This is a genomic window from Halospina sp. K52047b, from assembly GCF_008709855.1.
Taxonomy (GTDB): Bacteria; Pseudomonadota; Gammaproteobacteria; order Pseudomonadales; family Oleiphilaceae; genus Halospina; species Halospina utahensis_B.
In genome coordinates this window covers 72,998-99,136 of record NZ_VYJH01000005.1, presented here as the reverse complement: position 1 = coordinate 99,136, position 26,139 = coordinate 72,998, and the positions used below count along the sequence as shown (strand labels likewise).

22 protein-coding genes are annotated in these 26,139 nt (G+C 62.9%); 12 read left to right on the top strand and 10 right to left on the bottom strand.

Features of this window, described 5'->3' with window-relative positions:
- Window positions 1-49 precede the first annotated feature (49 nt).
- Window positions 50-823 (top strand): crotonase/enoyl-CoA hydratase family protein, encoded by a 774-nt coding sequence (locus F3089_RS08340; RefSeq protein ID WP_151440389.1) that lies wholly within the window; start codon window positions 50-52, stop codon window positions 821-823.
- Window positions 771-2,537, top strand: a complete 1,767-nt coding sequence (locus F3089_RS08335; protein WP_225741715.1) for a BamA/TamA family outer membrane protein — start codon at window positions 771-773, stop codon at window positions 2,535-2,537. Before F3089_RS08340 ends, F3089_RS08335 begins: the two co-directional genes overlap by 53 nt.
- Here F3089_RS08335 and F3089_RS08330 read toward each other — a convergent pair.
- Complete coding sequence (locus tag F3089_RS08330; protein WP_151440388.1) at window positions 2,534-3,502, bottom strand: alpha/beta fold hydrolase; 969 nt, start codon at window positions 3,500-3,502, stop codon at window positions 2,534-2,536. The genes F3089_RS08335 and F3089_RS08330 overlap by 4 nt on opposite strands.
- Window positions 3,503-3,632: 130 nt before the next feature.
- Between F3089_RS08330 and F3089_RS08325 the strand changes: the two genes are divergently transcribed.
- Complete coding sequence (locus F3089_RS08325) at window positions 3,633-4,874, top strand: saccharopine dehydrogenase family protein (RefSeq protein WP_151440470.1); 1,242 nt, start codon at window positions 3,633-3,635, stop codon at window positions 4,872-4,874.
- An 11-nt stretch (window positions 4,875-4,885) separates the two neighbouring features.
- Here F3089_RS08325 and F3089_RS08320 read toward each other — a convergent pair whose 3' ends face one another.
- The 3 genes from F3089_RS08320 to F3089_RS15860 form a co-directional block, all read right to left on the bottom strand.
- Complete coding sequence (locus tag F3089_RS08320; RefSeq protein WP_151440387.1) at window positions 4,886-6,784, bottom strand: hypothetical protein; 1,899 nt, start codon at window positions 6,782-6,784, stop codon at window positions 4,886-4,888.
- Between the two features lie 67 nt (window positions 6,785-6,851).
- Complete coding sequence (locus F3089_RS08315; protein WP_151440386.1) at window positions 6,852-8,351, bottom strand: PH domain-containing protein; 1,500 nt, start codon at window positions 8,349-8,351, stop codon at window positions 6,852-6,854.
- Window positions 8,335-8,886, bottom strand: coding sequence for a PH domain-containing protein (locus tag F3089_RS15860; RefSeq protein WP_192497311.1), 552 nt, complete (start codon window positions 8,884-8,886; stop codon window positions 8,335-8,337). Before F3089_RS15860 ends, F3089_RS08315 begins: the two co-directional genes overlap by 17 nt.
- A 21-nt stretch (window positions 8,887-8,907) precedes the next feature.
- On the opposite strand from F3089_RS15860, the gene F3089_RS15855 reads away from it, so the two are divergent.
- The 3 genes from F3089_RS15855 to F3089_RS08295 all read left to right on the top strand — a co-directional run bounded on the left by F3089_RS15855 (window position 8,908) and on the right by F3089_RS08295 (window position 13,357).
- Window positions 8,908-9,738, top strand: a complete 831-nt coding sequence (locus F3089_RS15855; RefSeq protein WP_192497310.1) for a hypothetical protein — start codon at window positions 8,908-8,910, stop codon at window positions 9,736-9,738.
- 54 nt (window positions 9,739-9,792) lie between these two features.
- Window positions 9,793-11,235 (top strand): HDOD domain-containing protein, encoded by a 1,443-nt coding sequence (locus F3089_RS08300; protein ID WP_151440383.1) that lies wholly within the window; start codon window positions 9,793-9,795, stop codon window positions 11,233-11,235.
- A 67-nt stretch (window positions 11,236-11,302) separates the two neighbouring features.
- A complete protein-coding gene (locus F3089_RS08295) occupies window positions 11,303-13,357 on the top strand; it encodes an NADPH-dependent 2,4-dienoyl-CoA reductase (protein ID WP_151440382.1) in 2,055 nt (684 codons plus the stop codon).
- 281 nt (window positions 13,358-13,638) lie between these two features.
- On the opposite strand, the gene F3089_RS08290 is transcribed toward F3089_RS08295, so the two are convergent.
- Complete coding sequence (locus F3089_RS08290; RefSeq protein WP_151440381.1) at window positions 13,639-15,933, bottom strand: TonB-dependent receptor family protein; 2,295 nt, start codon at window positions 15,931-15,933, stop codon at window positions 13,639-13,641.
- A gap of 122 nt (window positions 15,934-16,055) precedes the next feature.
- Window positions 16,056-17,060 carry a GlxA family transcriptional regulator gene (locus F3089_RS08285; RefSeq protein ID WP_151440380.1) on the bottom strand — a complete coding sequence of 335 codons (1,005 nt, stop codon included), beginning with the start codon at window positions 17,058-17,060 and terminating at the stop codon, window positions 16,056-16,058.
- Between the two features lie 114 nt (window positions 17,061-17,174).
- Between F3089_RS08285 and F3089_RS08280 the strand changes: the two genes are divergently transcribed.
- The 3 genes from F3089_RS08280 to F3089_RS08270 all read left to right on the top strand — a co-directional run bounded on the left by F3089_RS08280 (window position 17,175) and on the right by F3089_RS08270 (window position 20,256).
- The gene (locus tag F3089_RS08280) at window positions 17,175-18,977 is read left to right on the top strand and encodes an acyl-CoA dehydrogenase (RefSeq protein ID WP_151440379.1); all 1,803 of its coding nucleotides are present in this window, start codon (window positions 17,175-17,177) and stop codon (window positions 18,975-18,977) included.
- Window positions 18,978-19,066: 89 nt separating this feature from the next.
- On the top strand, window positions 19,067-19,846 hold the full coding sequence (locus F3089_RS08275) for a crotonase/enoyl-CoA hydratase family protein (RefSeq protein WP_151440378.1): 780 nt from the start codon (window positions 19,067-19,069) through the stop codon (window positions 19,844-19,846).
- A 98-nt stretch (window positions 19,847-19,944) separates the two neighbouring features.
- Entirely contained in the window at window positions 19,945-20,256 is a 312-nt protein-coding gene (locus F3089_RS08270; protein WP_151440377.1) for a hypothetical protein, read from the top strand.
- Here the strand turns inward: F3089_RS08270 and F3089_RS08265 are convergent.
- A complete protein-coding gene (locus F3089_RS08265; protein ID WP_151440376.1) occupies window positions 20,245-20,910 on the bottom strand; it encodes an SDR family oxidoreductase in 666 nt (221 codons plus the stop codon). The two genes, F3089_RS08270 and F3089_RS08265, sit on opposite strands and share 12 nt — an antisense overlap.
- Window positions 20,911-21,005: 95 nt before the next feature.
- Here F3089_RS08265 and F3089_RS08260 point away from each other — a divergent pair, with 95 nt between their 5' ends.
- Complete coding sequence (locus F3089_RS08260) at window positions 21,006-21,743, top strand: DUF481 domain-containing protein (protein ID WP_192497309.1); 738 nt, start codon at window positions 21,006-21,008, stop codon at window positions 21,741-21,743.
- Between the two features lie 58 nt (window positions 21,744-21,801).
- Here F3089_RS08260 and F3089_RS08255 read toward each other — a convergent pair whose 3' ends face one another.
- The gene (locus F3089_RS08255; RefSeq protein WP_151440374.1) at window positions 21,802-22,197 is read right to left on the bottom strand and encodes a DUF4168 domain-containing protein; all 396 of its coding nucleotides are present in this window, start codon (window positions 22,195-22,197) and stop codon (window positions 21,802-21,804) included.
- A 138-nt stretch (window positions 22,198-22,335) separates the two neighbouring features.
- Complete coding sequence (locus tag F3089_RS08250) at window positions 22,336-22,722, bottom strand: DUF4168 domain-containing protein (protein WP_151440373.1); 387 nt, start codon at window positions 22,720-22,722, stop codon at window positions 22,336-22,338.
- A 208-nt stretch (window positions 22,723-22,930) separates the two neighbouring features.
- Here F3089_RS08250 and F3089_RS08245 point away from each other — a divergent pair, with 208 nt between their 5' ends.
- Together F3089_RS08245 and F3089_RS08240 are read left to right on the top strand one after the other, a co-directional pair.
- Window positions 22,931-24,400 carry a sensor histidine kinase gene (locus tag F3089_RS08245; RefSeq protein ID WP_192497308.1) on the top strand — a complete coding sequence of 490 codons (1,470 nt, stop codon included), beginning with the start codon at window positions 22,931-22,933 and terminating at the stop codon, window positions 24,398-24,400.
- A complete protein-coding gene (locus F3089_RS08240; RefSeq protein ID WP_151440371.1) occupies window positions 24,397-25,788 on the top strand; it encodes a sigma-54-dependent transcriptional regulator in 1,392 nt (463 codons plus the stop codon). Before F3089_RS08245 ends, F3089_RS08240 begins: the two co-directional genes overlap by 4 nt.
- Here the strand turns inward: F3089_RS08240 and F3089_RS08235 are convergent.
- On the bottom strand, window positions 25,749-26,135 hold the full coding sequence (locus tag F3089_RS08235; protein ID WP_151440469.1) for a Na+/H+ antiporter subunit G: 387 nt from the start codon (window positions 26,133-26,135) through the stop codon (window positions 25,749-25,751). The genes F3089_RS08240 and F3089_RS08235 overlap by 40 nt on opposite strands.
- Between the last annotated feature and the right edge of the window lie 4 nt (window positions 26,136-26,139).

Here is a 26,139-nt window from a genome sequence, read left to right as displayed (position 1 = left end):
TTGGGCGATACACCCTGCGTACTGAATTCAGCATCCGGAGTTCCGTCCCATGACCCGAACCGTGACCGTTGAGAAGGACGGAGCCCTCCACCTGATCCGCATTGAACGTCCTCATGTCCGGAACGCTGTGGATGGCCCCACTGCGGATGCGCTGGCTGACGCATTCCGTGCCTTCGAAAAAGACGAACAGGCCAGGGTGGCCGTCCTCTCCGGTGCTGGAGAGCATTTCTGCGCCGGGGCCGACCTGAAGGCGGTGGCCAGCGGCGACGGCCGTAACCGCCTGTCTCCCGAAGGCGATGGCCCCATGGGCCCTACTCGCATGCGTTTGACCAAGCCCGTCATTGCTGCGGTGAGTGGCTACTGTGTGGCCGGTGGCCTGGAGCTGGCCGCTTGGTGTGATCTCCGGGTAGCGGATGAAACCGCGGTATTTGGCGTTTTCTGTCGCCGCTTTGGGGTGCCGTTGATTGATGGTGGCACAGTGCGTCTTCCCCGATTGATTGGGCAGAGTCATGCCATGGACATGATCCTCACCGGCAGGGACGTGGCGGCGGATGAGGGGCAGCGGATGGGGCTCGTCAACCGGCTGGTGCCAACGGGCCAGGCAATCGCGCGCGCCGTGGAGCTCGCGCGTCAACTGGCGGGGCATCCCTGGACCTGTCTCCGGGAAGACCGGCTCAGCGCTCTGGAGCAGTGGGGAATGTGCGAGACGGAGGCGATTGCCAATGAATTCACGCATGGACAGCGCACCCTGTCCTCAGGTGAGACGGTAAGTGGCGCTGCCCGTTTTCGTGATGGCCAGGGGCGTCATGGTGGGGCGGAGTGAAGCTGGAATCCGCCTCCTGAAGCGCGTCCTTTTCGGTCTGGGCGCCGCCCTGGTCAGTGTCCAGGCTCTGGCTCAGGCGGGTGGCGACGGCAACTGTCTAGCCAGCAGTGTCCAGCCCGAAGCCATTGACCTTGATCAGCCGCGTGATCAACTGGCCCGGCAGAGTGACCTGGTTATTCCGGACGGGAGCCGTGTAGGCCGAATCCGCATCGTTCGCCGCCCTATTTTTGATACCAGTGAGCCAGAGCAGGACAATGCCCTTTACCGGGCTTTGAATGCCCTCAACACCCCTACCTGGAAGTCGGCCCTGCGGGCTCAGCTGGTCTTTGATCAGGGCGACAGTTATGAGCCGGGCCTGCTTGCTGAATCCGAACGGATCCTGCGTCAGCGCGAATACCTGACGGCCGCCTGGGTGGGCGTCACCCGTGTCTGTGGCGATAAGGTGGAGGTAAGCGTCCTGGCTCGGGATACCTGGACGCTGCTGCCCAGTTTCGGTGCGTCCCGTTCCGGGGGCGAGAACACGACGAATGCCGGCCTCTCCGATCCCAATTTCCTGGGCTCCGGCAAGAGCCTGGGCGTTTCCTACACCAGTGATCCGGATCGCACCGAAACCAGCCTCGATTTCGATGATCCCAACGTGCTCGGTTCCCACTGGCAGAGCGGCTTCTCCTATGACCAGCGCAGTGACGGGCGTGGACGCAGCGCCTACCTGGAACGCCCCTTCTATAGTGAGCAGTCGGGATGGCGTGTGGGGCTCCAGGGCGTGGACGACGTGCGGGAGGAGTCGCGCTTTGTGGGGGCAGAGGCCATCGCCGATTACCGCCGCAGTCGTGAGTACGCCAGTGTGGACTGGGGCTGGCGGCTGGCGGAACGCGGCGACCGCCAGCTGCGGCTGCTCGGGGGGTATCGCTATGAAGCTTTCGCATTTGAGCGTCTTCCGGATGAACCGGCCCTGGATATACTGCCGGAGGACCGGACCCTGAGTTACCCGTGGATTGGTTTCGATTACCGACAGAATCGCTTCCGGGAGATGGTGAACCTGACCCGGCTGCAGCGGGTGGAGGACGTCCGCGATGGTTTTGTGTGGCGCACGGAGCTGGGCTATTCATCGCCCGGGCTGGGGGCCACCGAGGATCGGGTGGTACTGAATATGTCGTTCAGCGATGCCCTTCTGGCCAGCGACACCCGCTATGCCCGATATACGCTCAGCCAGAGTGGCACCTATCGGCTGGATGAGAGCCGTGTCGAGAACCTCCAGGGCACGTTCAGCCTGGACTATTTCCATGGGGGAGCTGTGCGCTGGAACAGCTGGTATACCAATCTGTCATTCACGGCGGCACGCAACCTCACCGCGGACCAGCAGCTGCTGATCGGTGGCGACAATGGCCTGCGGGGTTACCCCAGTGAGTACCAGCAGGGCAACCGGCGTGCGCTCTGGACGCTGGAGCGGCGTTATTTCCCGGATTGGCATCCGCTCAGTCTCTTCCGTATGGGCGGTGTGTTGTTCACGGATGTAGGGCGGGCATGGTTTGATGACGGGCGTCACAATGGCCCGGACGATGGTGTCCTGAAGGACGTGGGATTCGGGTTTCGACTGGCCTCCAGCCGGATCGAGGTGCAGCGGATGCTGCACCTGGACTTTGCATTCCCGCTGGATGGAGACGACAGCATCGACCAGATGCAGGTGCTGTTAAGGGGGCGTACCCGGTTCTAGTTCATTCCGGCCTGATGCTCGATGCGATCGGCTGTCCCGCTGATCAGCGCCCGCATCAGTTCGGCGGTTTTCCCGGGCGCCTCGATCATGGGCATATGCGCGATGCCCTCAAGGATCTCCAGGCGACTGTCCGGAATCGCTTCCGCCACCAGGGGCGCGTTGGCGGCATCAATGATGCGGTCATCAGCGCCCCAGAGAACCAGTGTTGGAGCCTGGATGCGCGCCAGAATGGCCCGGAAATCCATCTCCCGGTCCGCCTCCATGTCCTCGAAGATTTTCCGGTTGATGTCACGGTTGCGGTAGGCTTCACGGGCCATTACGGAGCTTATCGGCCAGGGGATAAAAGGGGGCTCGTTCATGGCGAAGGCCATCAATTCGTCGTAGTCGGACGGATCGTTCAGAACCAGCGGGTTCTCTCCCCTGGCCAGGCGCCTGTCCAGTTCCGCCGGGTGTTCATGGATGCCTGCGTTATTGAGAAGCGAAAGGCTGGTAATCCGAGCCGGGTATTCCGCTGCGGCTACGGCGACGATGGCGCCTCCCATGGAGTTGCCGGCCAGGTGGGCATGCTCGATGTCCAGGCGGTCCAGAAGCTGCATCAGTCGCTGCGCCTGGCGGGGAATACCATAGGCAAGTCCGGGATCCTGGACGCTGTCGCCATGGCCGGGGAGGTCAGGGGCGACAATGTTGTACTCACCCTCCAGCTGTTGGGCCAGCTTCAGCCAGTTTTCCTTGTTGGCGCCGAAGCCGTGAACCAGTATCAGGGTCTGGCGGTTTTCGCGCAGCTCCGGCGTGCGCAGGATGCTGAGCTCGCCGTACTCGAACGTCAGCTCCTGTGATTCAAGGCCGGCGGCGCTGGTTTCGTAGTTGATGGCCGCATCGTGGATGGATTGCTGCATGCTGGAACACCCTGCCAGCAGCAGCATGGACAGCAGCAGGGTGATGATACGCAGGGCGCATTTTTCCATCTGGATCTCCCGTTCCCTGAAAAAGGGTCAAGAATAGCGGCTCCCCCAGCTGTCATCCAGCGTTCTGCGTGCGTATCATCACGGCAGTTGCCATTCAACGGCTTTAGTGGAACCGCAGAGGGAAACCATGATGAACCAGAACGGATACGACGTTGTTGTCTTCGGTGCCACCAGTTTTGTGGGGCGCATCCTGGCTGAATACCTGCTGCATACCTTTGGTGTGGGCGAGGACCTGACCTGGGCGATCGCCGGACGTTCCGAGCAGAAGCTGGAAGCGCTGCGCTCGGAGCTGGGCTCCATGGCGGTGGATCTGCCCGTGATCGTGGCGGATGCCTCGGACGAGGCAGCACTCCAGTCCATGTGTGACGGCACGCGTGTGGTCATCTCCACCGTCGGGCCCTATGCACTCTACGGTGAGCCTCTGGTCCGGATCTGTGCCGAGAGTGGTACTGACTACTGTGACCTGACCGGCGAGGTCCAGTGGCTGCGCCAGATGATCCAGAAGTATGAGGACACGGCCCGGAACTCGGGAGCGCGCATCGTCAATTGCTGTGGCTTTGATTCCATTCCCTCGGACATGGGGGTCTGGTTCATGCAGGAGCAGGCGCAGGCGCGTTTCGGCAAGCCGCTGACCCGGGTGAGTATGCGGGTGAAGGCGGCCAAGGGAGAGCTTTCCGGCGGTACTGTCGCCAGTCTTCTGAATGTGGTGAAGGAGGCGTCCTCCAATCCGGAGCTGCGCCGGGAGCTCGCCAACCCCTACTCCATCTGTCCGCCGAACCATGGCTTCACAGCGCGCCAGCACACCGTGAAGAAAGCCGAGTATGATCCGGATTTCCAGGCCTGGACCGCGCCTTTCGTGATGGCGGCGATCAACACCCGGGTGGTGCATCGTTCCAATGCGCTTTCCGGCAAGGCCTACGGCAGTGACTTCCACTATGACGAGGCCGTGCTGGTGGGCAGGGGCCTCAAGGGGCGCGCCACCGGCTGGGGGATGACCGGTTTCATGGGGGGCTTCATGCTGGGGGCTTCCATTGCGCCGACCCGCTGGCTGCTGGAGCGCTTCGTGGTGCCAAAGCCCGGTCAGGGGCCCTCGCGTGAAGCCCGGGAGAAAGGCTTCTTCGACCTGAGGTTCTTTGGCGAAACCGAGGATGGCGAGACCCTGCGCGGCAAGGTGACAGGGGATCGTGACCCCGGCTATGGCGCGACCTCGAAAATGCTGGGGCAGGCCGGTGTCTGCCTTGCCCGGGATGTTGACCGGGAGCAGGTCGGGGGTGGCTTCTGGACCCCGGCCACGGCGCTGGACGGCCAGCTGCTGGAACGGCTTCAGAACGCCTCGGGCATGACCTTCGAGCTGCTTGAGGATCAGGCCTGAGGGCGGGCTGATCAGCCGCTTTCCACCTGTCTCAGAAGCTGCCCGAGAAGCCCTTCCGCCGCCTCGATCGGCGCCCGCCATTCCTCATAGTTGTGGACCATGGCGGGGGCATGGGGAATCGGGGGGGCTTCGTCCTGTTCGTCATCCCGTGCCGAGTCCGAGATGAACTGCAGCCGTTCGGGATTGGCGTCAAAGTGCTCCACCAGAAAATTACGCACGTTCTGTGACAGGGGCATGCGGTAGAGCTTGGTCAGGCGCAGGGCAATCAGCTCGGCCGCTGGCCCCAGGTTGTCCGAAAGTTCCTTGACCACGGCCGCACCAAGTCCCGCCTTGGCATCCGCACTGAAGCTCATTTCCAGTCCTTCCAGAAAGGCGCCACGGCTGCTTTCCAGTGCGCGCTGGACACTGGGGTTGTCCAGGTCGAGCAGCGGCCGCAGGATCAGAAGTACCCTTATGGCGAGGTGCTTGGCATGCTGGAGTGACATGGGCGAGTCATGCCTCAGCACCCCCATGTTGCCCGGTTCAATGCCATGGTCGTCCAGGTAGCGTACGAACTGGCCGGCGAACTCCAGTTTCTGTTCGTCATTGAGGGAGATGGTGCTTTCGCGGATGCGCAGTCCCTCACCCGGCAGTGCCAGGCTTTCGTTCTCGAACAGGCGTTCGCGCAGCAGTGTCCAGCGCTCAAGGGCACGGACGTAACGCACGTAGCGGTCCTGCAGGCGCCCCACTGCCTGACGGGTGAGCTTGGCATAGCGCAGGGCCATGCGGAGATTGCGCACGGCGCGGCGGTTGGTCTCGAGTTCATCCCGGCCGGACCAGCGCAGGCGCCCGACCAGGCGTGTCAGCGCGTTACTGGTTTCCTGCAACAGGGTGTCGGTATCGGCCTCCAGAATGCTGTGGTCCAGCGATGTCAGACGGGTCTCAATCAGGAAATAGGCCAGCTCACGCAGATAGAGCACGGCCGAGGCCTTAACCTGCCGATAGGCATTGTGCCAGCGTTCCAGCTCGTCCAGAGCCCTGGCCAGCTGCCAGTCGCCCTCGTAGTCGAGGGTCAGGCGGGTGATCTCACGTCCGCTGAGCAGTTCGAAAGCCAGGCCCAGGATGTCTTCGACGTCCTCCAGAGTCATCAGGGACAGGTCCTCCTGATGCGCGGCGGCATAGACCTGGCTGATGAAATGGTCGCCACGGGCCACGCCCTCGTCCTGGTTGGGCGCGTGACCCTGGAGGCGTTCGCGCAGCAGGTCGGCGATCTCGCCCGAATATTCCTTGAGCTGCGTCAGTGCAGCTTCGATGTGTTCCTCATACCGGAGGTTGAGGTCCCGGATGCGGCTGAACATACCGGCGCGCCGGAAGACCTCGATTTCTTCCGCGATGGTGGCAAGGGTGTTGTCATTGGTCAGGTCAAAGACCGCAACGGAGATGGTGTTTGACCCCAGATCCTGTTTGCGCAGGAGAATCGAGGCGGCGTCGCGCTGGCGCTCGGGCTTGGTCAGGGTGCCCAGGTGCAGATCCCTGGCGGTGAAGATCAGGTCGGGGATCATATCCAGTGTGCGGGTGATGTTGGTCCGTACGGTCTCCTGTTTCCGGCCACGGATGGTGGTTGCCATGATGCGGGCGACCACGCCGATGATGGCGGCGATGAACACGTAGATGGCAAAGAACAGGTAGGTGCGGAGTTCAACCGGCTCGCCGTAACCCAGCAGCGACCCCCCCTGCAATGCGAGGAAGGTTACCGGTCCCGCAGTCCACAGGAGTTGCGCAAGGGTCAGGGTCCAGGGGACCTCGCGGGTGCTTGAGACCAGGTCCTCAATGCGCGTACGCCCGACCCGTTCCAGATTGATGGTGGTACTGTCGTCCTCGGCATCCCGGTCGTTGTGCTCGAGACCCTGGCGGTTGAGAAGCTGGAACAAGTTGGCCGACCCGGTATCTGCAGGTGCTTTTCCATAAATTCTAGCACTTACAGCTCATGGTGGGGTGTTACAGCCAGGGCGCGCGGCTGGTTTCCACCTGCCAGAGAAGATGGTCCATGAGACGGGCTCCAGTCCCCCAGGGGATGAAGGGGATCCGGAACCCTCCGGAGCCCAGCCTGATGCCCAGGTTGGCCAGGCCTGCGTGGCGCTGGAGCGGGTTCTGGAACAGTCTCAGCGTCTGTACCCGATAGGCGTCGAACAGGGTGTAGTGGCAGCCGATAAGACCGCCGCGCAGGATCAGCCGTTCACCCTGCAGGCACCAGCCCTGGCGGCGCCAGTTGAGCAGGATCAGTGGGGGTACCGGCAGGAAGAGGGCCAGAGTCCAGGCCGGTACGTCACTCACCGCCACCCAGACAGCAGTGATTACTGCCAGCAGCCCCCAGAACGCGAACCGTGGCAGCATGAAACGGGCACTCACCTGCTGGAAGCGGAGGTTTTCCCAGTCCAGGCCCGGGTACAGTGCTTCGATGATGCGGGCCTGCTCAACGGGAGTGAGGGAGGGGGCCATGAGAGCGCCACCGCCGCCATCCGGCTGGTCCGGCAGTGAGGGGCCAATGGGATGGCAGCTGAGGTGGTGGCGCCGGAACAGGCGGGCCACAAAGCTCTGAGCCATATGCAGATGCTGGATGCGCTGGTGGCGGATGCCCTGCTCACGCCGTGTCACCAGCCCGGAGGTGACACGGTAGCGTTCGCCCTCCCGGAACAGCTGGTAGCCCTGATAGCGCAGCAGTGCCATGGTCATCGAGGCGAGGGCCATCAGTAACAGCAACAGCAGTATGGCCAGCGGCAGCACCAGGAAATCCGGAAGCCAGCCCGGCATGGCCTCAAGCAACGTGTTCATGGCCTGCTCGGCCTGCTGGTTCCGGGCATCCCCCATGTTCCGGGTCAGTGCGCCCAGCAGCGAGGCTGCAATGGCGCCGCCCCACAGGATGGCCGGGCTGCTGATGCCGTAGATGATCAGGTCCGAGGGGCGGCGTCTGAGCAGCTCCTGGCTGGCGGGAGAGTCGGCACCGGGGACCTCTGCCTCCGGCGCCTGCCGGGAGGGCGTTTCATGCAGGGCGCGATCCCGGAGGCCTTCCGCCTCAGCAAGGGGAATGCCGGGCAGGTGCACCTCTTCGCTGGCGGAGCCCGCGGATTCAATGGTCAGCCGAGCGAGCCCGAAAGGCCTGAGGTAGACCGGGCGCTCGAGCCGCACGTTCTGTATGCGTTCGAACGCCAGGGTCAGCTTGTGCCGGGTGAACACACCCTGTTGCACCTGGAGGGCGCCGTCGTGGACACGGTAGAGGAACCGGAGCCAGCCCATGACCGCCATGGCCACACCGAGGAGGACCAGTGTCAGGGCCGTGGTGGCGATCATCAGGGGGGATTCGCGTGCGAACGCTACCGTACCCGCGACCAGCCCCAGCAGTGGGCCCGGATTGCTGCCCACCAGCTGGCGCAGGAAGGTCAGGCCGTGATGGATGATGGCCAGGGGCGAGACCCGGTGCCAGTCACTGCTGTACGTCATCGTCCCCGCCGGTGTGCTCCGGGTTCTCTGTATCGTCGGCCTGATTAAGCAGGTACTGGCGCAGCTGCTGCCCCAGGGTCTCCTCCAGTCCCGGAATCACCAGGTCCGCCTGCTGGCCACCGGCGCCGTAGCACTTGAGAGTGACCAGCCCGAACCAGCGTTCCAGCGGGCCGTTCTCGGTCTGGATGTGCTGGATGCGGTTACGCGGGATGACGGTCGTGTTTTTCCATAGCAGGCCTTCATGGAAGAGGACATCCTGCTCGCGGATGGCATAGCGCTTGACCCTGGCGGCGGGATAGCTGAGCAGGGTGGGTATCAGCAGTACCAGCCACGCGGCCGCCACCAGCATGGCGCTGAGGGGGATGACACCCAGGGCGCTGAGCGCCAGCCCGGCGGCCCCGGCCGGCAGCCAGAATGCGAGTCCGCTCAGCAGGACCATGCGCGCATAGTCCGGCGCCAGGTGCTGCCACTGTGCTTCCTCGATGCTGGGCAGCTGTTGGGGGAGCAGGCTATGGTTGGAGAAAGACGTCTGCATGGGCATCCAGGGGAGCCGGATATGGGAGTGACGAGTATCAGGGGCGTGCGCCCACTGTTGCAAGCGCTTGCCGGGCTGACCTTCATGTTTCCGGCCGCAGTCTGGGGTTACGGTTCTCTGGAATGGCAGCAGTGGCGGGATTACGACGAGCCGGGCCCCGCGACGGCCGCGGAGCCCGTCAGCCGTTCGGTTCGCGGTCTGCAGGTGGGAGACCGGCATGGGCTGCGTTTTGTGTGGGATTACCAGCCACTGCGGATCCGGTCCGGCCAGCCCGCCCACAATGGCCACCTGCACCGTATGGCGCTGGAGACCCGGCAAGAGCGCGGCGCCTGGAAGCTTTATGCCAGGGCAGGCATCCATGCGACTTCCAATGTGCTCAAGCATCAGGAACCCCATTCCGATGTCTGGGTCGGGCGTCTCGGGCTCTGGCGTGACCTGACTGCCAGCGGAGGCTGGGCGCTCGGGGTGCGTGGGGACCATCGCTTTGGTCGTTTCCAGTGGGTGCCGGCGCTGCGTGGTGGCTTTGCCGCGGGTTACGGGCAGGTGACGCTTGACCTCCCGAGGATGGTGCGGTGGCGAAGCCCGCACGGGCGCTGGTCTCTGAAGGCGGCACGCCAGGGTGAAAAATGGGGAGCTCTGGACGACCAGCGCGGGCTTGAGAGTACGATCCGGCTTGAGGAGTGGAAACTGACCCTGATCCGGCGCTTCAGTTCCCTGTACCGGGGGATGGGCGTGGAGCTCGGGGCTGGCATGAGCCTGGATACCCGTGTGCGCTACCGGGAGGAAAATGGCCGGCTGATACGGCAGACACTGGGAGATCAGCCGTTCCTGCTGGTCCGACTGCACTGGTGATCTATACTGGACTGATTACCGGGCATTCATGAAACGGCTGTAGCGAGAGGTGTCATGGCCGAAACGGAATCCACACAGCCCCCGACCCGCGGGTCGCCCAATAACTGGGTGCAGTACCTGAGCCAGGTGGAAATGCCGGTTCTGGCGGAAACGCTGAGAGAGATCAGCAAGCTGACGGACAGCGACAGCTCCACCGTCAACCAGCTGGCGGATGTCATCCTCAAGGACGCGGACCTGACCTCTCAGGTCCTGAGACTTTCCAACACGGTGTTCTACAACCGCTCCCGGGTGAGCGTGAGCACCGTCAGCCGGGCCATCACCCTGATCGGTTTTGATGCGGTGCGGGCCATGGCGATCTCGTCCCTGGTGATCGATGCACTGCTCTCGCGCAATCCACGTACTCACCTGCTGCGTTGTCTGGCGCGGTCGCTGCATGCGGCCGTCCAGGCCCGCTCTCTCCTGCCTTCACGCAGTGGCGAGAAAAAGGAGGAGGTCTTTGTGGCCGCGCTGCTCAGCCATATCGGCGAGCTGGCGTTCTGGGCCTGCCGTATTCCCCAGGCCGATGAGCTGGACCGTAAGATGAACCAGATGGATCCCGTGGAAGCCCAGAAGGAGGTTATCGGAGCAAGCTTTGCCAGCATCACGCGGGGGCTTGTGAGCACCTGGTCTCTCGGACCACTGGTGAGCGAGGTGGTTTCGTCGGGGCGGGCGAACTCAGCGGCGTCGTCACTGGTGCGCTATTCACTGACACTGGCGGAAGCCTCTGAGCGCGGCTGGCAGGATCGGGAAGTGGATCAGGTCGTGGACAAGCTGGCCCGATCACTGAAGCAGCCCAAGGATGAGTTACTCGAAAGCATCCAGGAGAACTCCCGCGAAGCGGCGGAGGTGGCGGTGTCTTACGGTATGCCCCAGGTCACGGCTCTGCTGCCGGATCGGGATGACAGTGGTGCTCAGGGTGAAGGCCAGCTGGACTCCCACGGTGACCCCATGCTGCAGCTCCAGATCCTGCGGGAGCTGTCGGAACTGTTGGTCGACAACCCGGACCTGAACCTGGTGTTCCAGACGGTGGTGGAAGGCATGCACCGTGCCATCGGGCTCCAGAGGGTGGTGCTGCTGATGCGCGATCCCAAGGGCAATCACCTGGTCACTCGCAAGGTTCTGGGTGAGGGGACAGCGCACTGGCGGGATGAATTCATCATCGATATGAACGACCGGGATGCGTTACTGACCAGGGCAGTACTGCGGGGCGAGTCGTTTCACCTGGAAAAGCCGCAGGAGAAGCCCTGGAAAAATCTGGATCGACCAGGGTTCGATCGCCACATCGGGCGCCGTGCCGGCCTGTTCGGTCCGCTGATGGTGGGCGAACGGGTCGTTGGCCTGTTCTATTCGGATAACAGTGATCTGTTCCAGCCCCCGGGCCAGGAACAGTTCCAGGCGTTCAGCCACTTTGTGCAGCAGGCCCAGCTCTGTCTGAACAACCTCTCCGAGAAGGGCTGACTCCTGCCCCGATGCGGTGTTGTGCTAGACTTCTGCGCCCTGTCAGTCACCGGCATCGGAGTCGAAAATGACCAGTCACAGTGCCTATCCCAACCTGCTTGAACCCCTGGATCTCGGGTTTACCGAGCTGCGCAACCGGGTCCTGATGGGCTCCATGCACACGGGCCTGGAAGACCGGTTCTGGAATCTCCACAAGATGGCGCGTTACTTTGCCGAAAGGGCTGAAGGCGGCGTGGGGTTGATGGTAACCGGTGGCTTTGCCCCCAATATGGTCGGCCAGCTGGCGCCTTTTTCCTCCACCATGAACAACCCGGCCACGGCGCGCCTGCACCGCCATGTCACGGGCGAGGTTCACGATGCCGGTGGAAAGATCTGCCTGCAGCTGCTGCACGCGGGGCGTTACAGCTACCACCCGTTCAGCGTTTCGGCGTCCGCCATCCAGGCGCCTATTAATCCCTTCAAGCCGAGAGCGCTTTCCACCCGGGGTGTGGAACGCCAGATCCGGGCGTTCGTGGATGCCGCCCGGTACGCGCAGAAGGCCGGGTATGACGGCGTCGAGGTCATGGGCTCTGAGGGCTATTTCATCAACCAGTTCCTGTGCGGGCGCACCAACCTGCGAACGGACAAGTGGGGTGGCCCTTTCGAGAATCGCATGCAGCTGCCGGTCGAGATCGTACGTCGGATCCGGGAAGCGGTCGGGCCGGAGTTCATCCTGATCTATCGGCTTTCCATGGCGGACCTGGTGGAAGGCGGCCAGAGCTGGGACGAGGTGCTGATGCTTGGGAAGGCGATCGAGCAGGCCGGTGCCACCCTGATCAATACCGGGATCGGCTGGCATGAAGCACGCGTGCCGACCATCGTCACCTCGGTGCCCCGGGCTGCCTTTACCGGTGTGACAGCCAAGTTCCGGAATGAGGTCGAGATCCCGGTCGTGACCACCAATCGCATCAATGACCCGGCCACGGCCGAGACCGTGCTGGCACGTGGTGATGCGGACATGGTTTCCATGGCCCGGCCGCTGCTGGCGGATTCGGAATTCGTGCGCAAGGCCGAGCAGGAACGCGCGGATGAGATCAATACCTGTATCGCCTGCAACCAGGCCTGCCTTGACCATGTCTTCCAGGCGAAGAAGGCGAGCTGCCTGGTTAATCCCCGCGCCGGGCGTGAGACCGAACTCAATCCGACCCTTGCCGCGGTGAGCCATCGTGTGGCGGTCGTGGGTGCCGGCCCGGCCGGCCTTGCCGCTGCCACGACAGCGGCAAGGCGGGGACATCAGGTGACGCTGTTCGAGGCGGATCCGGTGATTGGCGGTCAGTTCAACTATGCCAAGCGGATTCCCGGCAAGGAGGAGTTCGCCGAAACCCTGCGTTATTACAATCGCCAGATCGAACTGCTGGCCATCGATCTCCGCCTCAACACCCGTGCCGATGCGGATGCTCTGGTTGAGGAGGGCTTTGACGATGTGGTGATCGCCACGGGCGTGAAACCACGAACCCCGGAGATCGAGGGAATCGACCACCCCAAGGTGTTGGGCTATCTCGATGTCCTCCGCCGTGATAAGCCCGTGGGCCGGTCCGTGGCCATCCTCGGGGCAGGCGGTATTGGCTTCGACGTGGGTGAATTCCTGACCCATGATTTCGAGCATCATCCCGAAGGGCAACAGATCTCGGTTGCTGACTGGCAGCGCGAATGGGGTGTCGACCCGAGCTGGGAGTCGCCGGGCGCGCTGACGGAGCCCCATCCGGAGCGCTCGCCGCGCGAGGTCTACCTGCTGCAGCGTAAGACCTCCAAGCCCGGCAAGGGGCTGGGCAAGACCACCGGCTGGGTCCATCGGGTTCAGCTGCGCAACCGGAATGTCGAGATGATTCCGGGCGTACAGTACCGGCGCATTGATGACGAAGGGCTACACATCAGTGTCCAGACGGAGGACGGTCATGAGGACCGGGTCCTGGCGGTGGACAATGTGGTGGTGTGCACGGGGCAGGAGCCGTATCGGGATCTGTCGGAGGAGCTGACCCGTCGCGGTGTGATCACCCATCGGATCGGCGGCGCGGATGTCGCCACGGAACTTGATGCCAAGCGGGCCTTCCAGCAGGGGACCGAGGTGGCGGCTGCCCTGTAAGGAAGAAGGGGGCCAGAAGGCCCCCCGAGGATGTGACGTCCCTGTCATGCCATGACCCTGGTGGGTCGATTGCCCAAGATCGAAGCTTGGCTTCGATGGTTTTCATATTAGATGACAAGCAATCTCAAATGCAAACAAAAATCCATTAATAGGTAGAAAGGCGTGACCGCATCCCTGAGGTTTAAAGGGGACGCGCCTCGTCCACCATGAAAAAAGGGCCCGAGGGCCCTTTTTCCATCACTGTTGCATTTCTGTCAGTCCGCACTGTCCGTGGGGGCATGTCAGAAGTTCACTTCAACACCGGCCCAGTAGGTGCGTGGCATGCCAGGGCGGGCACCCGCCGGGTTCCAGGATGAGATGTATTCCTCATCCGTGGCGTTCTCGACGCTCACAATACCGCTCACCTGTTCGGTGAAGGCGTAGCGTCCGGAAACATCCACCAGGAACCGGGATTCAATGGTCTCGTCCGCGGGGATAGCGCCGCTGCCGGCCTCGGAACGGGCATCGCTGACGTAGTTGCCGGTCACGTCACCGGACCAGGGACCGGTCTCGATGCCAGCGCTGACGGTCAGCTGATGCTCGGGGATATCCGGCAGCTCATCGCCTTTCTGCGCATCGCCCCAGGAGGCGAATTCGCGGTCAATGTTGTTGCTCGTGAATTCTGACTCGGTGTAGGTGTAGGTCACGCTGAGTGGCAGGTTGAGGCCGAGCTGCTGATCCGCGCCCAGATCGTAGAGTGCTGTTGCCTCCAGGCCCTGGATCTCGACTTCACCACCATTGAAGGTTTCACCGTTCTGGACTTGCTGGCTGTTACACCCGGAGGAGAGGCTGCATTCGGCCAACAGGTTGTCGTAGTCGTTGTAGAACGCGATCAGCTCGGAGGAGAAGGCACCCTGATTGTAGCGTGCGCCCAGCTCGTAGTTGATGCTGGTTTCCTCTTCCGCATCCGGCTTGGAGCCAGCGGGGGAGAAACCACGGTGCACACCCCCCAGCAATGTCAGTGCGTTGCTGACCTGGTAGGTGGCGCCGATGCCCGGTGTGACCACATCGTAGCTGTTCTCCCGGCCACCGGTGACGGTGCTCCGGGCCACATCACCGAACTCGGTGCGCTCCAGATCGATGGACTCGTAACGCACGCCTGGCATCACCTGCCAGCGGCCGAAGGACATGGTGTTGAGCACGTAGCCGGCAATGGCATCCGCCTCGGTCTTGCGGTTGGAGCCGGTGCGCGGGCCGCCACTGGTGCCGGTGAACACCATGGAGCCGGTCTCCGTCATGGCGTACTCATCGTCCCACTCATGCCGGTCGATTTCGTCCTCGTGGACGCGCAGACCCACGTCCAGGTCGTGCTTGATGTCGCCGGTTTCAAAGCGATAGCCGAGTTCCGTTTGGATGCCCTGGCTGTAGTACTTGCGGTTGCCGGCATCAACATTGGCGATCAGGCCCCGGTTGCTCTGTCCCTGGTAGGCATCGCTGGTGGCCGGGGTGCCCTTGAGCCAGTTCAGCAGGTTCTGATTGTCATCAGGGTTGGTGATGATCTCGGAGTGGCTGGTGCCCTCAACATTCCCCAGCTTGTACCAGTTCCTCTCAAAGTTGTTCCGGTAGAGCGTGGTGCTCAGGTCGAGATCCTCCGAGAATTCGATGTAGTGGGTCAGGCTGTACTGCTCGCGCTCGCTGTGGAAGCGATCCTGGGCCGAGGCGGCATAGCGGCGGTAGGGATCCTTCCGGAAATCGGAAAGGGTCTGGCCCATGTAGCTTTCGTTGGCGTCGCGCTCGCCCATGCCAACCTTCAGGTCCACCTGCTGGTAGTACTCGGCGCCCGGGGCGGAGTGCCAGCGCAGCTTGCCCACGAATTCGCGGCGTTCAAAACCGGTGTCCTGCTCGCTCAGGTTCTCGCTGCGCTCGCCCTGCACATCACGCGGCGTATCCAGGTCGCGGAAGCCATCGGAACCGTCGGTGTAGCCCTCGATCATCCAGCCCCACTGCCCCTCGGAGCCGCCAATGTGGGCATGATGGCGCTCACCGCCGTCGGAGCCGAGCATGGACTGGATGCGGCCACTGAATTCCTCGGACGGGATCGGCGTCGAGATCATGTTGAGGGCGCCGCCGTTGGTGTAGGGGCCGTACTGGATGGCGCTGGAGCCCTTGCGGACCTCCACATTGTGCATGCGCCCAACCGGCGGGAAGTAGTAGGCGGAAGGGGCTGCATAAGGAGCAGGAGCGGCCAGGATGCCGTCCTCCATCAGCGTGATCTTGCTGCTGCGGCCGGTAGCCGTGCCCCGCATGCCGATGTTCGGGAAGAGACCGAAACCGTCCTCCTGGCGCATGTTCACGCCCGGGATCTGCCTGAGCACCCGGATGGGGTCACCGTAGTTGTGTCGGTCGAGGGCTTCTTCATCGATTACATGGGCCGAGCCGGGCACATTGCTGATGCGTTCCGGTCCGCCGGTGATGGTCAGCTGATCCAGCGTGAAATCCTGCTGGGATCCGCCTTCCTGAGCCTGGGCGGCGCCGGTTGTGAGTGCAGCGGCAACGGCTAGTGCGAGGGTTCTGCGTCGGGAGTGGATTGTCTGCATGGTTTTCTTTCTTCTCCGCTGGACTGAGCTTGAAATTGATAAAGAAACGTAATGAGAACGATTATTGTGCGCAAAAGATTATTTAAAGCTTAACGCAGTGTCAATCTTTTATTTTCCTCAGGTTATCCGGAGGGCGTTGAAGGCAGGAACCGGCTGCGGTAGGCCCCCGGCGTCATGCCGGTACGGGCATGGAAGAGCCGGGAAAAGGCGCTGGTGTCTTCGTAACCCACGGCCCGGGTGATTTCCGCCAGGCGCCGGTGGGGCTGTTCCAGCAGTTTCTTGGCCTTTTCCACGCGCAGTTGCTGGAGGTAGCGCAGGGGGGTATCGCCGGTGGCATTGCGGAAGCGGCGCTTGAAGGTGCGCGGGGTCATATGGAAGTGCTCGGCCAGCTGGTCAATGCGGATGGACTCGGCGAGGTGTTCCGCAAGCCAGTCCTGTACCGCGCTGATGGCCTCGTCCTGGTGGTAGCGCCGCGCGTGGATGCTGCCATAGGCGGCCTGGCTTTCCCGGCCCATGTCCATCACGAAGGCCCGGGCCAGGGCACGGGCCGTATCCACGCCGCAGTAGCGCTCCACGAGGAAGAGGCCGAGGTCCAGCCATGCCATGCCGCCGCCGGCGCAGAAGACGTTGTCATCCGCGGTGATCAGCCGGTGGGGGCGCAGGTCCACTTCCGGGTAGCGTTCACGGAACAGGCCACTGTAGCCCCAGTGAGTGGTGGCCTCGCGACCGTCCAGCAGGCCGGCCTCCCCCAAAAGGAAGGCGCCGGTGCAGTTGCTGGCCAGGTCGCGGCCTTCGTCGTGCCACCGCTGGAGGAGGGGAAGCAGCGTCCGGTTGGCATCCAGGGTCCCGTCAATGTCGCCGCCGATGGTGGGAATGATCACCAGATCGGCCTGTGGTGCCGTGTCCCAGCGGCTGCCGGCCATCAGGCTGACGCCATTGACGCAGTGGCAGGGGCCACCGTCAGCGGTCGCGAGGGTAACGCTGAACCTTGGTTCCGGCTGTTGATCGTGGATACGGGCCCAGGTTACGCCCGCCATCCGGAACAGATCCATGACGCCGGTAATGGCGGTGGCCAGGGCTTTCTCAAAGCCGATGATGGTGACCTGGTAGTGCTCGGGTTGGGGCATTCTGGCATCCATGGCTGGCAGGATCCGCCAATATTGTGTCATTGATGACAGTAGGCGGCCATGGTCGGTTGTGGCAGTGTGGGCATGGAATGAATCACTGGAGACCCCATCGCCATGGCCGATACCCTGCTTGACCGACGCGATCTGGCGTTCCAGCTCTACGAAGTGCTGGATACCGAATCCCTGAATGAGCGTGAGCGCTTCAGCGATCACAGCCGGGAGACCTTCGATGCGGTTTTCGATACGGCGGAGCGTATCGCCCGGGAGCAGTTCGCCAGCCACAACAGCCTGGCCGACAGGGAAGAGCCCCGTTTCGAGGACGGCAAAGTCACCATGCGCCCGGAGGTGAAGGCGGCAGTGGAGGCCTACGCCGAGGCCGGCTTCATTGCTGGGCGCTATGATTACGATCTGGGCGGCATGCAGCTGCCAGAGACGGTCATGACCGCCTGCAATGGCTTCTTCATGGCGGCCAATCCCAGCACAGCGGGCTATCCCTTCCTGACCACGGCGGCGGCCAATGTCATCCGCACCTTCGGATCCCGGGAACAGCAGGACTGGTTCCTGCAGCCCATGCTGGAAGGGCGATTCACCGGCACCATGGCGCTGACCGAACCCCAGGCCGGCTCCTCCCTGGCGGATCTGCGCACCAGTGCCAAGCCCACTGACGAGGGGCATTATCTGATCAAGGGCGCCAAGATCTACATCTCCGGGGGCGAGCATGAGCTCAGCGACAACATCGTGAACCTGGTGCTGGCACGCATCCATGGGGCGCCTCCGGGAGTGAAGGGCATCTCGATGTTCATCGTGCCCAAGTACCGGCTGGGTGCGGACGGCAATCCCGGGGAGCGCAATGGCGTGGGCCTGGCCGGGCTGATCCACAAGCTCGGGTACCGGGGCACCACCTCCACGGCGCTGAGTTTCGGGGACGATGCGGACTGCCATGGCTATCTGGTGGGCGAGCCCCATCAGGGCCTCAAGTACATGTTCCAGATGATGAACGAGGCCCGTGTGGGTGTCGGTTTCGGGGCTGCCGCCATTGGTTACCGGGGATACCAGCACAGCCTTGAGTACGCCCGCGATCGTCGCCAGGGGAGGCCGCCCTCCGAGAAGGATCCGACCACCGAGCCGGTACCGATCATCCAGCATGCGGACGTGCGGCGCATGCTGCTGGCGCAGAAGTCCTGGATGGAGGGGGCGCTGGCCCTGTGCTTCTATGGCGCGCGGCTGATGGACGACAGCCATACCCACCCGGACGAGGCTCAGCGCCATCAGGCACGTCAGCTGCTGGATCTTCTGACGCCCGTCATCAAGGCATGGCCTTCCGAGTACGGGCCGAAGGCCAATGATCTTGCCATCCAGGTCTACGGTGGCGCCGGCTACACCCGCGAATACCCGGTGGAGCAGTGCTGGCGGGACAATCGCCTCAACCCCATCCACGAGGGTACCAACGGTATCCAGGCGATGGATCTGCTGGGGCGCAAGGTCTGGCAGGGCAACGGCGAGGCCATCCAGCAGCTGTTCGGAGCCATTCAGGCGGACCTTCAGGAGGCGCCGGACGAGCGCTGCCGGCAATGGGCCTATTCACTGAGCGAAACCCTGCAACAGGCCGGCAAGGTCACCCAGTCCTTGGGGCAGGCGCTGGCCCAGGAGCCCCCGGAGAAGGGGCTGGCCAATGCGAGTGTCTACCTGCGGCTCTTCGGCCACATCTGCGTGGCCTGGATGTGGCTGCGCCAGGCCAATGCCGCCACACAGGCCCTGGCCGGGGAGGTTTCGAGTGCGGATGAGGCCTTCTATCAGGGTAAGCTCCAGGCGGCCCAGTACTTCTTCCACTGGGAACTGCCCACGGTGGCCCAGGACCTGGTCCTGCTGCAGAACCGGGATGACACCTGTTACGCCATGCGTGATGAGTGGTTCTGAGCAGTAGGAGCTTGCTTCGCAAGCGATCAGGGTTATCGCGCGCAGGGCGCGCTCCTGCGGTGAAATAACAAGATTCAGGAAATGGGACTATGGCTCTGGTAAATGTTGAAGCGAAGGATCACATCCTGTTCATCGGCCTGAACCGGCCGGAGAAGATGAATGCCATGAACCGGCAGATGTACCACGACATCGCCGCCGCCTACGGCCGGCTGAACCGCGAGCCGGAACTGCGTGTGGGGCTGGTCTATGCCGAAGGGGATCACTTCACCTCGGGCCTGGAACTGGACGACTGGGCGGGCGTATTCGCCAACGGTGAGGGGCTGACCCTGAACGAGGGCGAGATGGACCCCTTCGGAATCGTGGGACCGGCCATGGACAAGCCCGTGGTCTATGCCACCCAGGGGATCTGCTTCACCTGCGGGGTGGAGATGATGCTCAACACGGACATCCGGGTGGCGGCGGACAATACCCGTTACGGCCAGCTGGAAGTCAAGCGCGGCATCTTCGCCTGCGGTGGCGCGACCATCCGTCTCCAGGAGGAGATCGGATGGGCCAATGCCCAGCGTTACCTGCTGACCGGGGATGAGTGGAGCGCCTCTCAGGCACATGAGTGGGGGCTGGTGCAGGAGCTGGTGGCGCCCGGAGAGCAGTTTGAGCGTGCCCGTGAACTGGCGGAAAAGGTCGCCAGGGCGGCCCCCCTGGGTGTTCAGGGCAGTCTGCGTTCCTCGCGTATCGCCCGCACAGAGGGGCATGATGCGGCGAAGGCCCGACTGTTTCCGGATCTCGCTCCGGTCATGCGGAGTGAGGATGTCCAGGAAGGCATCCAATCCTTTCTGGAGCGGCGTGAGGCGGTCTTCAAGGGGACCTGAGCGGGCCCGGGATGGGCGTTCTGCCGGTTGATCCACAGTCTGAGCGCCGATATGCTGCCAACCTTAAGCGTATGTAACGTTGCAAGAGATTGAATACGATGGACGACTGGCAGATCGACGTGGAGAGCCAGAAAGCTCGCCACAGCAGTGGCCTGGAGCTGACGTTCGAGGGGCGCCCCCGGACCAAGCATTTTTCAGGCAGCCCTTCCAGAGTGCCGGATGGTATGCAGTCCCTGGAGCTGGTACGCCTGATCCGTGAGGGCTACCAGGCCTTTGAGGCGGCCTGGCCGGAAGAGGGTGGCCCGCATGTGGCGCAGGCCACCGGCAAGCCGCAGCAGGAAGAGGGCAGTGGCGTCAAGGTCAGCCACCGCCGTCGTCGCAAGCTTTCCCGCAGCAATTCACCAGGGTAGCTCGGACCCGTCCGAGTGCCGGAATACCCCGCTGTTTTCCTGGTTCAGTTCGTCCACCCGCTGGATCAGCCGTTCTGCGGCCTCGCTGGGCGTAATGTGGCCGGTATTGCCGGTCATGGCCGTCTGAACGTAGCCTGGATGCATAATGCCGACACTGATGCCTCTTGGTTGCAGATCCACTGCCAGTGATTGTGAGGCGGCATTGAGTGCAGCCTTCGTCATCCGGTAACCGTAGCGCCCGCCTGAGTCATTGTCTGCGATTGATCCCATCCGGGATGTCATCATGACGACTTTACCGCTTTTGGGGATCAGCTCCAGCAGTGCGGTGGTGACCTTGAGCGGCCCCAGGGTGTTCACCTCGAACTGGGTCTGGATCCGATCCCAGTCCATATCCGCCAGGTTCTCATCGGTCATCAGGCCAGCGTTGTTGTAGAGCACATCGATGGTTTCCCCCTCGAGATTGCGCCGCGCCTTGCCAAGGCTGATGTCGTCGGTAACATCCACGCCTTCGATGATATTCACGCCCAGGGACTTCAACTCATCCGAGGCTGCGCGGCACAGCGCTGTTACCCGGTCACCGCGTTCGTGCCACTGGCGGGCGAGTTCGAGTCCGATGCCACGGTTGGCACCGGTAATGACCACGTGTTGGCTCATGAGTCCTCCTGTCGTGATTTAACTGGTCAGCGCAGGCCTGTCTGGTAACCTGCGCCGTATCAACAGCCTATTACGAAACCATTGAGGAGGAAAACGTGTTGCAGATACAAAGGTCATTACTGGTGGCAGGCATCGCTGTAGCCCTGACAGCACCGGCTGCGGCGCAGGAGTCGGACGAATGGAGCGGCTCGGTTGAACTTGGCCTTGTTGAAACCTCCGGCAATACCGAGGAAACCACGATTTCCGGTGAGGCGGATGTCACCCGCAACTGGAACGACTGGCGGCAGAATGTCCTTCTCCAGTCCCGGTACGCGGAACAGGGCGGGGAGCGGACCGCCGAACGCTATTCCGCGGCGACCCAGCTCGACTACAAGTTCAATCCCAATGACTTCGTCTTTGTCCGGGGCCGTTACTCCAACGATGATTTCAGTGGTTACCAGTTCCAGGCCTCGACCTCGGCCGGCTACGGGCGACGCCTCTGGAGCGAAGGGGACAGCTACTTCGATGTATCGAGCGGTCTGGGTTATCGTTACGGTCGGTTCGATACCCCTGATCCCGAGGAAGGGGAGGAAGAGGAAGATCCCATAGGGCGTCTCGCTGCTGACTTCCGCTATCAGCTGTCAGAAACCGCGCACTTCCGCCAGGAGGCGGAAACCGAAGTGAGTCTGGATGACGGGGATGCCATTTCGCGCTCAGTGACCGCGCTCCAGGCAAACGTGAACAGTTCCCTGGCCATGAAGCTCTCCTACACGGTTGAGCACAACTCCAATCCGCCGACGGGGACTGAGCGGACGGACACGATTACGGCGGTGACGCTGCTCTACGGCTTCTGAGTACCCATAAAAAAGCCCCGCCAGAGGGCGGGGCTTGCAGGCTGATCCAGGCTGACTGTTATTCGGACATCTTGTCCACGCGTTCCTGGATTTCCGGATTGGAGTTGTAGGCCACGGCGATGGCGTTGTATTCCTCAACGGTCATGCCCGCGTCCTCAATCACCTTGACCATCTCGGTCTGGGCTTTCTGCTGGAGTTCGCGTGCCTTGTCCTCGGATTCGGCAGATTCGATCTGGGACACATAATCCTCGCGAACCTTACCGATCTCATCCTGCAGCTCAACAAAGTTCTGGAGTTCTTCGTCGGAGAAGTCGGTGTTCTGCTGCTCCGGGGCACTCATGCTCTGGCCCTGATTCTGCTGGGCCTGACCCGTGCTGCTGTCCTGTGCCACGGCGGTCATGCCGGCAGTACTCAGTGCGAATGCGATGGCTGCGGTCAGTGCTTTCAGTTTCATGTTGGTACCTCCTCAGGGTAACGGGTTCTGTGGTGCGACACCCAGAGGAAACAACTGCTATGCCAGAACGGCGTCGAATGAATAGATGTTAAATGAAAACGCCTCCCGCAGGAGGCGTTCATGACAGCGGGTAAAGCCCTATTCGCCTGCCATTTCGTCCACTCGCTCCTGGACGTCCGGATTGGAGTTATAGGCCACGGCAATGGCGTTATACTCCTGAACGGACATGCCGGCATCCTCAATGGCGCTGACCATTTCGGACTGGGCTTCCTGCTGAAGCTGGCGCGCCTTGTCCTCGGATTCCGCCGCCTCGATCTGGGAGACGTATTCCTCGCGGATCTTGCCAATGCTGTCCTGAAGATTGACGAACTGCTGCAGCTCTTCGTCCGAGAAGTCCGCCGGCTGCTGGGACTGTTCCATTCCCGGATCCTGCTGGCCTTCGCCGCTGCCGTAATCCTGGGCCAGTGCCTGGGCGCCGGTCAGGCCGAGTGCCAGTGCAAGTGCAAGACTGGTGATTCGAATCATTATGGAAGTCTCCTTTGCTGGATTCGCACTGTCTCGTTGCAGGAGCTGTGCCAGCGCAGGATCACAGTCTGAAAATTGCCGTTTCTTAATCAGTTACTGGTCCCTCTGTTGAGTAAACGCCATGAGTTGGAGTGCCTGAGGGTGTGACATAATGACACATGGGGCGTTGCTGTGTGACATTATGCCACCCATACTCAGGGAGGAATCGATGAAACATCTGCGTCTGCCCGGCCTCCAGTTCACGCTGATTCTGGCAGTGGTTCTGCCGCTGCTGCTGGTCAGTGGTGTGGCGGTCTACTGGGGGCTGGGCGTGGTCCAGTCCCACGATGAGGAGCGTCTCCAGCAGGACCTGGCGCTTCTGGCCCAGGCAACCCGTTATCCGCTCTCCCGGGCGCTCCAGAACGGGGACTATGTCCAGGTCAACGACATCACCACCTCCATCTTCAGTGTGGGGCGTGTCTACGGGGCTTCCGTTTACGATCAGCGTGGCGACCGTGTCTCACAGGTGGGCATTGTGGACCGGGATGTGAGTGACAGCCGCAGCGCAGCGGATGCGGTGGCGCAGGGGGATGACCTGGGAACCTATCGGGAGATTGAGGGCGAGGATGTGTTCTCCCACTTCACGCCGCTGTTCAGCGAGGATGGCCGGATCATCGGGCTGTTGCAGATCACCCGCCAGCGCAGCGATTTCGACCAGAGGCTGGCGGATCTGCGCAACAACGCCTGGTGGATCTGGTCGCTGACCGCCGGTGCCATACTGCTCGTGGCAATCGGCGGGCATTATGGTGGCGTGGGGCGCCACGTCGGCCGGCTTTCCAGCGTCATGGCCCGGGTCCAGGACGGCGACCGGCGCATTCGGGCCCAGTTGCGGGGGCCGCGGGAAACCCGTCAGCTGGCGGCGGCACTCAACGAGATGCTCGACAGCATCGAAGCGGCGGAACAGGAGATCATTGACCAGAAAGCGCGGGAGACGCGGCTTAATCAACGCCTGCAGCACCAGGAGAAAATGGCCATGATCGGGCGGGTGGCCGGCGGTGTCGCCCACGAGCTGGGGGCGCCGCTGAGTGTCATCGACGGCCGCGCCCGCATGCTGGAGCGCCGTACAGGGGATGAGCGTGGTCAGCGCAATCTCGGGGATATACGTCACCAGGTCCAGCGCATGACCCGGATCGTACAGCAGCTTCTGGACTGTTTCCGGCATTCCCCCAGTGCCGCCGAGGAGCGCTTCACCACCGCGCAGTTGATGACCGGCGTGCTCGATGCCCATGGTGATGCCCCTGAAGGGATCACCCTGGAAATCGACAACGCGGCGCCGGAGGCGGTGATCAATGGCGACCGGACACGCTGTGAGCTGGCGGTCTCCAACCTGCTGCGCAATGCCTTTCTGGCGGCCAGCTCCCGGGTCATGCTGAGTGTCCGAAAGGGGCCCCAGGCCATTGCTGTAACCGTCGAGGATGATGGTCCGGGCATCCCGCCCGGTGATCGCGAAGCCGTTCTTGAGCCTTTCCACACCACCCGTGCTTCCGGTGAGGGCACGGGCCTGGGGCTGGCCGTGGTCCGCAGTGTGATGCAGGAACACGGGGGTGCCATCATCATTGGAAGCAGCCGCTGGGGTGGTTGTGCCATGGTACTGCAGTGGCCAAGGGCCGGTGGATCGGAAGGAGGTGAATCCGCATGAGTGTGCGTATCCTGGTCATCGAGGACGATTCGAGCCTGCTGGATCTGCTGCGCGAGGAGCTGGAGGCGGAAGGCTACGAGGTGGTCACCACCCAGCGGGCTGATGAGGGCCTCCGGCTCTGCCAGGAAGGGGCGCCGGATCTGGTGGTATCGGATCTGCGCCTGCCGGACAGCGATGGCATGGCCGTACTGCGGGGGACTCAGGCGCTTCCTGAGCCACCGCTGTTTGTTCTGATTACCGCCTTCGGGACCGTGGATCAGGCGGTGGATGCCCTCAAAGCCGGTGCGGATGAGTTCCTGACCAAGCCCCTGTCCATGGATCACCTGCTTCTGATGATCCGGCGTCTGCTTGAACAGCGGGCGCTGCGCCGTGAGGTGGATGCCTATCGCTCCAGTGGGGATGCCGCCGGTTTCCACGGGATCATTGGTGGCAGCGACCCCATGCATCGGCTGTACGATCAGATCCGGCAGGTGGCAACCGGGGCCATGCCGGTGCTGGTGCTGGGGGAAAGTGGGGTGGGCAAGGAGCTGGTGGCCAGGGCCCTCCATGCGGAGAGCCCGCGGGCGGAGAAACCTTTTGTGGCGGTCAACTGCGCCGGTATTCCCGCGGATCTCATGGAAAGCGAATTCTTCGGCCATGCCAGGGGTGCTTTCACCGGCGCGGATCGGGCGCGGACGGGTCTTTTCGGTCAGGCCGATGGCGGCACACTCCTGCTGGATGAGATCGCGGAAATGCCGCTGGCGCTGCAGGCCAAGCTGCTGCGGGCGCTGCAGGAGGGCAGTATCCGCCCCGTGGGGTCGGATACCGAGCAGAGCGTGGATGTGCGGGTGATCGCCGCCACCCATCAGGATCTGCAGGCCCGCGTGGCCAACGGTGACTTCCGTGAGGATCTCTACTACCGGCTGGAAGCGCTTGCACTGGAGGTGCCGCCGCTGCGTGAGCGTGCCGATGATATTGAGCGGCTGGCCATGTTTTTTCTGGACGCCTCGCTGCGGCGCAGTGAGCGCGGGGACCTGCGCTTTGATGACGCGGCTCTGGCCTGCCTGCGCGCCTACGACTATCCCGGCAACATCCGTGAGCTGGCCAATGTGGTCGAGCGGGCGGTGACGTTCTGCAATGGCGAGCGCATCCTGCCGGAGCATCTGCCACCGCGGGTGCGGGAAGCGAGTGACGCCGCCGGGTCGCCTCCCGAACCCACGGGTGCGGACACGCAGGGGCTTCTTGCGCCGGGGGAGGCGCTGCCGACACTGGAGACGCTGCAGCAGCGGTATGTGGAGCATGTGCTGGCGCAGGTGGCGGGGAACAAGCGCCAGGCCGCCCGCATTCTGGGCGTGAACCGCCGGACCCTCTATCGCTGGTTATCGGAGGATGACGAAGACTCCGCGTAACCCGGCAGACGATCCATTTCATCCCATGGCTCGCCATGGGTGCCTTCCCGGCATGCCACCCGCCGGTGCAGCGCGGCCCGGGCCATCATGTGGGCGCTGACCGGGGCCGTGGCGAACAGAAAGACGGTGATCAGTATCTCCTGTGCGCTCAGACCCTCGTGGCCCACGCCGAACCAGATCATGGAGCCCAGCAGTGTGGCGCCCACGCCCAGAGTGCTGGCCTTGGTGGGGCCGTGAAGGCGCATGTAGACGTCCGGCATGCGCGCCAGCCCTATGGAACCCAGAAGGGCCACCAGGGCACCGCTGAGCAGCAGCAGTGCGATCAGTGCATCCAACCAGAACGGCAGTGCC